General features: G+C 70.7%; 9 protein-coding genes. 6 read left to right on the forward strand and 3 right to left on the reverse strand.

Annotated features, from left to right (window positions below; all coding sequences use genetic code 11):
- Nucleotides 1-41: 41 nt before the first annotated feature.
- From sucB to ACFY15_RS12825, 4 genes are all read left to right on the forward strand, one after another.
- Nucleotides 42-1,817 (forward strand): 2-oxoglutarate dehydrogenase, E2 component, dihydrolipoamide succinyltransferase, encoded by a 1,776-nt coding sequence (gene sucB, locus ACFY15_RS12810; protein WP_390825465.1) that lies wholly within the window; start codon nucleotides 42-44, stop codon nucleotides 1,815-1,817.
- A gap of 206 nt (nucleotides 1,818-2,023) precedes the next feature.
- On the forward strand, nucleotides 2,024-2,650 hold the full coding sequence (locus tag ACFY15_RS12815; RefSeq protein WP_045951851.1) for a GntR family transcriptional regulator: 627 nt from the start codon (nucleotides 2,024-2,026) through the stop codon (nucleotides 2,648-2,650).
- A 269-nt stretch (nucleotides 2,651-2,919) separates the two neighbouring features.
- On the forward strand, nucleotides 2,920-5,601 hold the full coding sequence (gene aceE / locus ACFY15_RS12820) for a pyruvate dehydrogenase (acetyl-transferring), homodimeric type (protein ID WP_390825466.1): 2,682 nt from the start codon (nucleotides 2,920-2,922) through the stop codon (nucleotides 5,599-5,601).
- A gap of 127 nt (nucleotides 5,602-5,728) precedes the next feature.
- Complete coding sequence (locus ACFY15_RS12825; RefSeq protein ID WP_390685953.1) at nucleotides 5,729-6,247, forward strand: DUF4240 domain-containing protein; 519 nt, start codon at nucleotides 5,729-5,731, stop codon at nucleotides 6,245-6,247.
- A gap of 6 nt (nucleotides 6,248-6,253) precedes the next feature.
- On the opposite strand, the gene ACFY15_RS12830 is transcribed toward ACFY15_RS12825, so the two are convergent.
- Entirely contained in the window at nucleotides 6,254-7,024 is a 771-nt protein-coding gene (locus ACFY15_RS12830) for an SDR family NAD(P)-dependent oxidoreductase (RefSeq protein ID WP_390825467.1), read from the reverse strand.
- A gap of 87 nt (nucleotides 7,025-7,111) precedes the next feature.
- On the opposite strand from ACFY15_RS12830, the gene ACFY15_RS12835 reads away from it, so the two are divergent.
- Nucleotides 7,112-7,765: a TetR family transcriptional regulator gene (locus tag ACFY15_RS12835; RefSeq protein ID WP_390825469.1), complete on the forward strand. Its 654-nt coding sequence runs from the start codon at nucleotides 7,112-7,114 to the stop codon at nucleotides 7,763-7,765.
- A gap of 45 nt (nucleotides 7,766-7,810) precedes the next feature.
- Here the strand turns inward: ACFY15_RS12835 and ACFY15_RS12840 are convergent, their stop codons facing one another.
- Both ACFY15_RS12840 and glnA read right to left on the reverse strand, forming a co-directional pair.
- Nucleotides 7,811-8,071: a hypothetical protein gene (locus ACFY15_RS12840; RefSeq protein WP_390825470.1), complete on the reverse strand. Its 261-nt coding sequence runs from the start codon at nucleotides 8,069-8,071 to the stop codon at nucleotides 7,811-7,813.
- A gap of 175 nt (nucleotides 8,072-8,246) precedes the next feature.
- On the reverse strand, nucleotides 8,247-9,656 hold the full coding sequence (gene glnA, locus ACFY15_RS12845; protein WP_390685632.1) for a type I glutamate--ammonia ligase: 1,410 nt from the start codon (nucleotides 9,654-9,656) through the stop codon (nucleotides 8,247-8,249).
- A 186-nt stretch (nucleotides 9,657-9,842) separates the two neighbouring features.
- Here glnA and ACFY15_RS12850 point away from each other — a divergent pair, with 186 nt between their 5' ends.
- Nucleotides 9,843-10,310 (forward strand): RDD family protein, encoded by a 468-nt coding sequence (locus ACFY15_RS12850; RefSeq protein WP_390685631.1) that lies wholly within the window; start codon nucleotides 9,843-9,845, stop codon nucleotides 10,308-10,310.
- The last annotated feature ends 137 nt before the right edge of the window (nucleotides 10,311-10,447 follow it).

Below are 10,447 nucleotides of genomic sequence, written 5' to 3' on the forward strand. Positions count from 1 at the left end.
GACGACCACTTCCGCACTTTCGTTTAGGAGCAACAGAAACCATGCCGGTTTCCGTAACCCTTCCGGCGCTCGGTGAGAGCGTCACCGAGGGCACTGTCACCCGTTGGCTGAAGGCCGAGGGCGAGCGCGTCGAGGCCGACGAGCCGCTGCTCGAGGTCTCGACCGACAAGGTCGACACCGAGATCCCCTCCCCCGTCTCCGGCATCCTCGCGTCCATCAAGGTCGCCGAGGACGAGACGGTCGAGGTCGGTGCCGAGCTCGCGCTCATCGACGACGGCTCGGGCGCCGCTGCCCCGGCCGCCGCTCCGGCCGCCGAGCCCGCCGCCGCCCCGGCGCCGGTCGCCGAGGCCCCGGCCGCCCCCGCACCGGCCGAGACCCCGGCCGCCCCGGCCCCCGCCGCCGCCGCTCCGGCCGCGTCCGGCACCGATGTCGTGCTCCCCGCGCTGGGCGAGTCCGTCACCGAGGGCACCGTCACCCGCTGGCTGAAGGAGGTCGGCGAGTCGGTCGAGGCCGACGAGCCGCTGCTGGAGGTCTCCACGGACAAGGTCGACACCGAGATCCCCGCGCCGGTCTCCGGCACCCTGCTGGAGATCCTCGTCGGCGAGGACGAGACCGCCGAGGTCGGCGCGCGTCTGGCCGTCATCGGTGTCGCGGGCGCCGCTCCCGCCGCCGCCCCGGCCGCCACCGCTCCGGCTCCGGCCGCCGCGGCTGCTCCGGTCGCCGCTCCGGCCCCGGTCGCCCCCGCGGCTCCGGTCGCCGCTCCGGCCCCGGTCGCTCCGGCTGCTCCGGTCGCCGCTCCGGCCCCGGTCGCCCCCGCGGCTCCGGCCCCGGTGGCCGCTCCGGCTCCGGCCGCCGCTCCGGCCGCCCCCGCCGCCCCGGTCTCGGCCGGTGACGAGGGCGCCTACGTGACCCCGCTGGTGCGCAAGCTCGCCTCGGAGTCCGGAGTCAACCTGGCCTCGGTCACGGGCACCGGTGTCGGTGGCCGTATCCGCAAGCAGGACGTCCTGGCCGCCGCCGAGGCCGCCAAGGCCGCCGCCGCCCCGGCTCCGGCCGCTGCCGCCCCGGCCGCCGCCAAGGCTCCGGCCGCGGTGTCCGAGCTGCGCGGTCAGACGGTCAAGATGACCCGCATGCGCAAGGTCATCGGCGACAACATGATGAAGGCCCTGCACTCGCAGGCGCAGCTCAGCTCCGTGGTCGAGGTGGACATCACCAAGATCATGAAGCTGCGCGAGAAGGCCAAGGCCGGCTTCCTCGCCCGCGAGGGCGTCAAGCTGTCCCCGATGCCGTTCTTCGTCAAGGCCGCCGCCCAGGCGCTGAAGGCCCACGCGGTCGTCAACGCCCGGATCAACGACGACGAGGGCACCATCACCTACTTCGACTCGGAGAACATCGGCATCGCCGTGGACTCCGAGAAGGGCCTGATGACCCCGGTCATCAAGGGTGCCGGTGACCTCAACCTGGCGGGCATCTCCAAGGCGACCGCCGACCTGGCCGCCAAGGTCCGCGGCAACAAGATCACCCCGGACGAGCTGTCCGGCGCGACCTTCACCATCAGCAACACCGGCTCGCGCGGTGCGCTGTTCGACACGGTGATCGTTCCGCCGAACCAGGTCGCGATCCTGGGCATCGGTGCCACGGTCAAGCGCCCGGTCGTCATCGAGACCGAAGAGGGCACCGTCATCGGCGTCCGCGACATGACGTACCTGACCCTGTCCTACGACCACCGTCTGGTGGACGGCGCGGACGCGGCCCGGTACCTCACCGCCGTGAAGGCGATCCTCGAGGCCGGCGAGTTCGAGGTCGAGCTCGGCCTGTAAGGGTCCAAGGCCCCACAGGGCCAGAGCACGCGGGGAACCGTCGCTCACGGCGCCCCCGCCCGGATTCGTCCGGGCGGGGGCGCCGTCGTTGTAACGAGCCTCACCCTGCGTCCCTGACCACGAACGCATCGGAGCAGGCCACGGCGGCCTTATTGTCTAGGCATCAGGCCCCGCGTGTCCGCACACACAGGAGTTGAACCCCGATGATCACCCCACCCGTCGTGCACTCGCTGCGCGAGCAGATCCGCGAGCACATCGTGGAGGGGATCGTCAGCGGCCGCTGGAAGCCCGGCGAGCGGATCGTCGAGCGGCGGATCGCGGTCGAGCTGGAGGTCAGCCAGACGCCCGTGCGGGAGGCCCTGCGCGAGCTGGAGACGCTGCGGCTGATCGAGTCGGCGCCGAACAAGGGCGTGCGCGTGCGGAACCTCTCCGCGGCCGACCTGGAGGAGATCTACCCGGTCCGGGCCGGCCTGGAGCAGATCGCGGCCGAGCTGGCCGCGCCGCGGCTGGCCGCCGACTGCTCGGCGCTGGAGCCGCACGTGGCGGCCCTGTGGGAGGCCGACCGCGTCCAGGACGGCACGGCACAGGTGCGGCACACGGTGGGCTTCCACCGGGAGCTGGTGCGGGCCGCCGGGAACAGCGTGCTGCTGCACACCTGGGAGAGCCTGGGCATCGAGGTCTTCACCGCCCTGTCGATCCGGTGGCTGGGAACCGTCCAGAAGTCGTACGCCGAGGAGCACGAGGCCCTCGTCGCGGCCTTCCGCAGCCAGGACCCGGATATCGGGGTGCTGGTGAAGCGGCACGTCCTGGGCTGCGCCCCGCGGAGCGCCTGACCTCCCCTGACCTGCGGTTTTGAGTGATCCTCCAGGGGATCGCCAACACTTTGGCATGTACTGACGAAACCGGCACGGCGTGCCTGTGTTCATGGCACCCGGTGCCGACTTTCGCCGTAGCGTCGAATATTCGTCACTTTTATTTGATCGATCATCGATCAGGGATTTACAGTCACTGCGGACCCCCACCCGGGTCCATCGGCCCTGTCCTGCCCGTCAGGGTTTTCTTCACCACCTCCTCTCCTTTGTCCGGAAGGCGGCGCACACCGATGTCCGACCCCGTAGGAAAGCTTCCGAGCGAGCTCGACCAGCTCCCGGACCGCGACACCGAAGAGACCGCCGAATGGGCGGCCTCCCTCGACGCCGTCGCCAAGGCCGCCGGTACGCGCCGCGCCGAATACCTGCTCCGCCGCACGCTCCAGCACGCCGAGGCCGCCGGCCTGGCCCTGCCGAAGCTGCTGGAGACGGACTACGTCAACACCATCCCCACCTCCGCCGAGCCCGAGTTCCCGGGTGACGAGGAGATGGAAGCCAAGATCACCGCCTGGAACCGCTGGAACGCGGCCGCCATGGTGACCCGCGGCTCCAAGTACGGCGTCGGCGGCCACATCGCCACCTTCGCCTCGGCGGCCTGGCTCTACGAGACCGGCTTCCAGCACTTCTTCCGCGGGAAGGAGGCCGACGGATCGGGCGACCAGCTCTACATCCAGGGCCACGCCTCCCCCGGCATCTACGCCCGCGCCTTCCTCGACGGGCGCGTCTCCGAGCAGCAGCTCGACAACTTCCGCCAGGAGTCCGGCGGCAACGGCCTGCCGTCCTACCCGCACCCGCGGCGCCTGCCGTGGCTGTGGGAGTTCCCCACGGTCTCCATGGGCCTCGGCCCGCTCTCCGCGATCTACCAGGCGCGCTTCAACCGCTACCTGCAGAACCGCAACATCAAGGACACCTCCAACTCGCACGTCTGGGCCTTCCTCGGCGACGGCGAGATGGACGAGCCCGAGTCGACCGCCGCCCTGGCCCTGGCCTCCCGCGAGCAGCTCGACAACCTGACGTTCGTGATCAACTGCAACCTGCAGCGTCTCGACGGCCCGGTCCGCGCGAACTTCCGCGTGGTCCAGGAGCTGGAGGCCCAGTTCCGCGGTGCCGGCTGGAACGTCATCAAGACCCTGTGGGGCTCCGCCTGGGACGAGCTGTTCCAGCTCGACACCACGGGCGCCCTGGTCCGCCGCATCCGCGAGGTGCCGGACGCGCAGTTCCAGACGTACGCGACCCGCGACGTGGCCTACATCCGACAGCACTTCTTCGGCGCCAACGCCGAGCTCGTCCAGCTGGCCGGCGTCCTGTCCGACGCGAAGATCGCCGAGTGCTTCCACACCTCGCGCGGCGGCCACGAGCCCCGCAAGGTCTACGCCGCGTACAAGGCCGCCCTGGCGCACAAGGGCGCGCCGACGGTCATCCTGGCGCAGACGGTCAAGGGCCACACGCTGGGTGCCGGGTTCGAGTCGAAGAACGCGAACCACCAGATGAAGAAGCTGACGATCGACGAGTTCAAGGACATGCGCGACCTCCTTGGCCTCCCGATCCCGGACAGCGCCTTCGCCGACGGCAAGGTCCCGTACGGCCACCCGGGCGCGAACAGCCCCGAGGTGCAGTACCTCCACGAGCGCCGCGCGGCCCTCGGCGGCCCCGCCCCGGCCCGCAAGGTCCACCACGTGGCCCTGCCGGCCCCGGCCGAGCGCTCCTTCGCCCCGCTCATCAAGGGCTCCGGCAAGCAGGAGATGGCCACCACCATGGCCTTCGTCCGCCTCGTCAAGGACCTGATGCGGGACAAGGAGACCGGCAGGCGCTGGGTCCCGATCGTCCCCGACGAGGCCCGTACCTTCGGCATGGAGTCCCTCTTCCCGTCGGCCGGCATCTACTCGCCGCTGGGCCAGACGTACGAGCCGGTCGACCGCGACCAGCTGATGTACTACAAGGAGGCCAAGGACGGCCAGATCCTCAACGAGGGGATCACCGAGGCCGGCGCCATGGCCGACTTCATCGCCGCCTGCACGTCGTACGCGACGCACGGCGAGCCGATGATCCCGTTCTACATCTTCTACTCGATGTTCGGCTGGCAGCGCACCGCCGACCAGATGTGGCAGCTCGCCGACCAGCTCGGCAAGGGCTTCATCGTCGGCGCCACCGCCGGCCGCACCACGCTGACCGGTGAGGGCCTCCAGCACGCGGACGGCCACTCGCACCTGATCGCGTCCACGAACCCGGCGTCGCTCAACTACGACCCGGCGTTCGCGTACGAGATCGCGGTGATCGTCAAGGACGGCCTGCGCCGCATGTACGGCGAGCAGCCGGAGGACGTCTTCTACTACCTGACGGTCTACAACGAGCCGAAGGTCCAGCCGGCCATGCCCGAGGGCGTGGAGGAGGGCATCCTCAAGGGGCTGTACCGCTTCAACACGGCCGCCGCCCTGGAGGCCGCCCCGGCCGCCGACGCCCCGAAGATCCAGCTGATGGCCTCGGGTACGGCGATCCACTGGGTCCTGGAGGCGCAGCGGCTGCTGGCCGCCGACTGGAACGTGGCCGCCGACGTGTGGTCCGCCACCTCGTGGGGCGAGCTGCGCCGCGACGCGCTGGAGTGCGACGAGGCCCTGCTGCGCGGCGAGGAGCGCACCCCGTACGTCACCCGCGTGCTGGAGGGCGCCCCGGGCCCGGTCCTGGCCGTCTCCGACTGGATGCGCCAGGTTCCGGACCAGATCAGCCAGTGGGTCCCGCAGGACTACACCTCGCTGGGCACGGACGGCTTCGGCCTCTCCGACACCCGCGAGGGCGCCCGCCGCCACTTCGGCGTCGACGCCCAGTCCATCGTGGTGGCCGCCCTGGCCCAGCTCGCCCGCCGCGGCGAGGTCCCGGCGTCCGCCGTCAAGGAGGCCCGGGAGCGCTACGGCCTCTGAGCCGCCGGCGACCGGAACACGCACCGCACCGAAGGCCGGTGCCCGACCCCCCGGGGGATCGGGCACCGGCCTTTGGCCGTATGAGCGGTGGCGGTGCGGGGGTGGAGCCGTGATGCTGGATCGCGTGATGGACGAGACGGAGTTCTGGGAGATCGTCGACCGTACCCGCGAGGCCGCCGAGGGCGACCCCGAGGAGCATGCCGAGCTGCTCGTGGAACGGCTGGCCCAGCTGGACCCCGACTCCGTGCTGGACTTCGCGCGGCACTTCGAGTCCCGGTACAACCGCGCGTACACCTGGGACCTGTGGGGGGCGGCGTGGGTGCTGCTCGGCGGCGCGAGCGACGACGCGTTCGACTACTTCCGGTGCTGGCTCATCGGGCAGGGCCGGGAGGTCTTCGAGGGCGGAGTGCACGATCCGGACCAGCTGGCGGAGCTGCTGGGCGAGTTCGACGAGGAGATCGACGGGGACGGCGAGGAGCTGGGGTACGCGGCCGACGAGGCGTACGAGCAGCTGACCGGGGCGGTGGCGCCGGACCTGGGGATCCCGCTCCAGGCCGAGGAGCCGGAGGGCGCCCCGCTGGACTTCGAGAACGAAGCCGTGCTCGCGGAGCGCTTCCCCCGGCTCTGGGCCCGCTTCGGGGGCTGAGCCGCCTCAGTAGTGGGTGCCGCCGTCGATGCGGATCTCGGTGCCCGTGATGAAGGCGCCGTCCTCGGAGCCCAGCATCGCGACGACGCCGGCGACGGTCTGCGGGCCGGCGAAGCCCTGGCCGAGGGCCGGGGCCAGCTTGGCGAAGAGGGACCAGTCGGTGTCCTCGGGCAGGCCGGGACCGTTGCCGGTGGTCATGCCGCTCTCGATGGAGCCGGGGGCGACGGAGACGAAGCGCAGGCCCTGCTTGCTGTACTCGGCGGCCAGGGCGTGGGTCATCGACTGGATGCCGCCCTTGCTGGCCGCGTAGGCGGACATGTAGGGGTGCGCGAAGCTCGCCGAGGTGGAGCTGAAGTTCACGACGACCGGCTGGTCGCCGGCCAGCAGCGCGGGGAGGGACTCGCGGATCATCAGGAACGTTCCGGTCAGGTTGACCGCGATGACCTTGTTCCAGAAGTCGAGCGTGGTCCGGTGGGTGTGCGCGGAGCGCAGGATGCCCGCCGCGTTGACCAGCACGTCAATGCCGCCGAGGGCGTCCACGGCGGCGGCGACGCCCTCCTTGACCGAGGTCTCGTCGGATATGTCGAGCACGGCGGTGGTGAGCCGGTCGGCGCGGCCGTCGGCCGCGGCCCGCTCGGCGGTGGACTTGAGGCCGGCTTCGTTGACGTCCACGGTGTGGACGCGGCCGCCCTCGGAGAGAATGCGGTGCACGGTGGCCTGGCCGATGCCGGAGCCGCCGCCGGTGATGAGGACGCGACGTCCTTCGTAACGGTTCATGAGGTGAAGCGTACCGAGAAGATGACACGTTTTGCCAGAGTGGCATCAAGTGCATCCATCTGATCCGACTGGCGGTACGCTTCACCCGTGAGATCTCCCCGTCCGTACTCCCCCCAGAGCGGCTCCGGAGCCCAGTCGCTGACGGAGCGCCGCAAGGCCGCCACCCAGCTCGACATCGCCCGCGCCGCCTGCGAGCTCTTCGCCGCGCACGGCCCCGACGGGACCACCGCCGAGGACATCGCCCACCGGGCGGGGGTCGCGCTGCGCACGTTCTACCGCTATTTCCGCAACAAGCAGGAAGCCGTGGCCCCGCTGCTCGCGGGCGGCGGCGACGCCTGGCGCGCGCTGCTCGCAGAGGAGGACCCCGCCACCCCGCTGGCGCAGGCCCTGGAGCGGGCCGTGACCCGCGCCCTGAGCGACTCCAAGGCCGTCGAGGAGGGTCTGGAGGTCACCCGCGGCCTGCTGCGCGCGGCCGCCACGGACGAGGCCCTGCGGGCCGTCTGGTACCGGGTGAACCAGGAGTCCGAGGAGCGGCTGGTCCCCATCGTGGCCCGGCTGGCGGGCCAGGAGGCGGAGGAGATGTCCGTACGCCTGGTGTCCGCGGCCGCCACGGACGCGATCCGCGTCGCGCTGGAGCTGTGGTCCGCCGGCGACGCCCCGGTCTCCGGCCCCGGCTCCCCGGCCGACCTCGCGGTGCGCTGCCTGCGCGAGCTGACCGGCGCGATGCCCCTGCTCCGCTGAGCGCGGGGCAGGGGCACCGGAAGGAAATCGGACGGGCGGGACGGGTCAGCGCCAGCCTCCCCAGTCGCCGTCCCAGTTGGCGTTGTCCCAGCGGCTCCAGTCGCGATTACCCCAGTTGCCATGGTGACGCCAGTGGCCGTTGTTGCCGCAGCCGTCGTCGTCGTCCCAGTTGTCGGCCCAGCGGGAGTGACCGGAACGGTCCCAGTTCCCGTCGTGGTCGTGGGCGGACGCGCTGCTGAGGGGCAGCAGAGCCAGGGTGATCCCCGCGGCACCCGCGACGGCGGCACCGATGATCCTACGGCGCATCTTCATGCACCTCCGAACATGTATCGCTTGTCGGACTTATCGGGCTTTTAGGTCCCAATCAACCGTTACTCCGGTCAGGCGGCCTGTCAAAAGCAGAAGGCCCCCCGCCCCTCTCCGAAGAGAGCGGCGGGGGGCCTCCCAGCAGGCACGATCCCGGCTTCGCGGGCCGACTTTCCTACAGGTCGAAGTAGAGCTCGAACTCGTGCGGGTGCGGACGCTGGGCGATCGGGGCGATCTCGTGCGTGCGCTTGTAGTCGATCCAGGTCTCGATCAGGTCGGGGGTGAAGACACCGCCGGCGAGGAGGTACTCGTGGTCCTCCTCCAGGGCCTTGAGGACGTCCTCGAGGCTGGTCGGGACCTGCGGGACGTTCGCGTGCTCGTCCGGGGAGAGCTCGTAGAGGTCCTTGTCGATCGGCTCCATCGGCTCGATCTTGTTCTTGATGCCGTCGAGGCCCGCGAGGAGCAGCGCCGCGAAGGCGAGGTACGGGTTCGAGGACGGGTCCGGCGCGCGGAACTCGACGCGCTTGGCCTTCGGGTTCGAGCCCGTGATCGGGATGCGCATGGCGGCGGAGCGGTTGCGCTGCGAGTACACCATGTTGACCGGCGCCTCGAAGCCCGGCACCAGACGGTGGTACGAGTTCACCGTCGGGTTGGTGAAGGCGAGCAGCGACGGGGCGTGCTTGAGGATGCCGCCGATGTAGTAGCGGGCGGTGTCCGACAGGCCCGCGTAGCCGGCCTCGTCGTAGAAGAGGGGCTCGCCGCCGGCCCACAGGGACTGGTGGACGTGCATGCCCGAGCCGTTGTCGCCGAAGATCGGCTTCGGCATGAAGGTCGCGGTCTTGCCGTTGCGCCAGGCGACGTTCTTCACGATGTACTTGAAGAGCATCAGGTCGTCGGCCGCGGCCAGCAGCGTGTTGAACTTGTAGTTGATCTCGGCCTGGCCGCCGGTGCCGACCTCGTGGTGCTGGCGCTCGACCTGGAGGCCCTGGGCGTCCAGCTCGAGGGAGATCTCGGCGCGCAGGTCGGCGAAGTGGTCGACCGGGGCGACCGGGAAGTAACCGCCCTTGTAGCGGACCTTGTAACCGCGGTTGTTCTCCTCGGAACCGGTGTTCCAGGCGCCGGCCTCGGAGTCGATGTGGTAGAAGCCCTCGTTCGCGGAGGTCGCGAAGCGCACGCTGTCGAACACGTAGAACTCGGCCTCGGGGCCGAAGAACGCGGTGTCGGCGATGCCGGTGGAGGCGAGGTAGGCCTCGGCCTTCTTCGCGATGTTGCGCGGGTCGCGGCTGTAGGCCTCACCCGTGATCGGGTCGTGGATGAAGAAGTTGATGTTGAGCGTCTTGTCCTTGCGGAACGGGTCCAGACGCGCGGTGCTGATGTCGGCACGCAGCGCCATGTCCGACTCGTGGATCGCCTGGAAGCCGCGGATCGAGGAACCGTCGAAGGCGAGCTCCTCCGCCGGGTCGAACGCTCGCGCCGGAATGGTGAAGTGCTGCATCACACCAGGCAGGTCGCAGAAGCGGACGTCGACGAACTTGACGTCGTTCTCCTCGATGTACTGCTTGACTTCGTCGGCGTTCTTGAACATCCAACTCCTCCTACTCCCGGTCCCCGGGGCAGGGACGGGCTTTATAGCTCGTGGCGCGTCAGTGCGGTGCCGCACGCTGACCCGACCATAAGCAGACGGGATTTCCCAAGCATGACCCATTTGTTTCGCACAAGTTAACCAGGGTCCCGTCCAGGTCCCGTCGAAGCGCACCGGTACCGTGGTGGAGTGGACAACAGGCAAGCAATCGGTTCCTGGCTCTCCGGCCCCCGCGCGGCCGCCGAGGACATGGGGGTCGACTTCGGTTATCCGGGCCAGCAGCTCGGCCTGCCGCAGTCGGGGCCCGGCTCCGTGGCCCGTTTCGGGCGCCGGCTCGGCGCGGTGGCCATCGACTGGATCGGCTGCCAGCTGATCGCATACGGGCTCATCACCCATGGCGACCTGACCTCGGCGGGCAACTGGACGCTGGGGCTCTTCGTGGCCCTGGCGGTCCTGACCGTGGGCACGGTGGGATTCACCCCTGGCAAGCGGATGCTCGGCCTCCGGGTGATCGGGCAGAACGGCGGCCGCCTCGGCCTCCCGCGCGTGGTGCTCCGTACGGTGCTGCTGGCCCTGGTCATCCCGGCGCTGGTCTGGGACCGGGACGGCCGCGGACTGCACGACCGGCTCTCCGGCGCGGTCCAGGTCCGGATCTGAGCCCCCACCGGGGGCCCGCCCCACCGGGGACGGTGCGGGAGAACGCAAGAGGAGCGGGCCCCCGGGCCGCCCGGGGGGGGGGGGGGGCCGGGGGGGTGGGGGGTCGGTGGGGGGGGCGCGGGCCCCGGGCCCCCCCC

It is taken from the genome of Streptomyces sp. NPDC001373 (assembly GCF_042895815.1).
Classification (GTDB): domain Bacteria; phylum Actinomycetota; class Actinomycetes; order Streptomycetales; family Streptomycetaceae; genus Streptomyces.

What these genes read in the sequence shown, in the direction of transcription:
- ACFY15_RS12840 (WP_390825470.1), bottom strand. Translation starts at nt 8,071, where the DNA reads ATGCGCCGTAGGATCATCGGTGCCGCCGTCGCGGGTGCCGCGGGGATC.
- aceE (WP_390825466.1), top strand. Translation starts at nt 2,920, where the DNA reads ATGTCCGACCCCGTAGGAAAGCTTCCGAGCGAGCTCGACCAGCTCCCG.
- sucB (WP_390825465.1), top strand. Translation starts at nt 42, where the DNA reads ATGCCGGTTTCCGTAACCCTTCCGGCGCTCGGTGAGAGCGTCACCGAG.
- glnA (WP_390685632.1), bottom strand. Translation starts at nt 9,656, where the DNA reads ATGTTCAAGAACGCCGACGAAGTCAAGCAGTACATCGAGGAGAACGAC.
- ACFY15_RS12830 (WP_390825467.1), bottom strand. Translation starts at nt 7,024, where the DNA reads ATGAACCGTTACGAAGGACGTCGCGTCCTCATCACCGGCGGCGGCTCC.
- ACFY15_RS12825 (WP_390685953.1), top strand. Translation starts at nt 5,729, where the DNA reads ATGGACGAGACGGAGTTCTGGGAGATCGTCGACCGTACCCGCGAGGCC.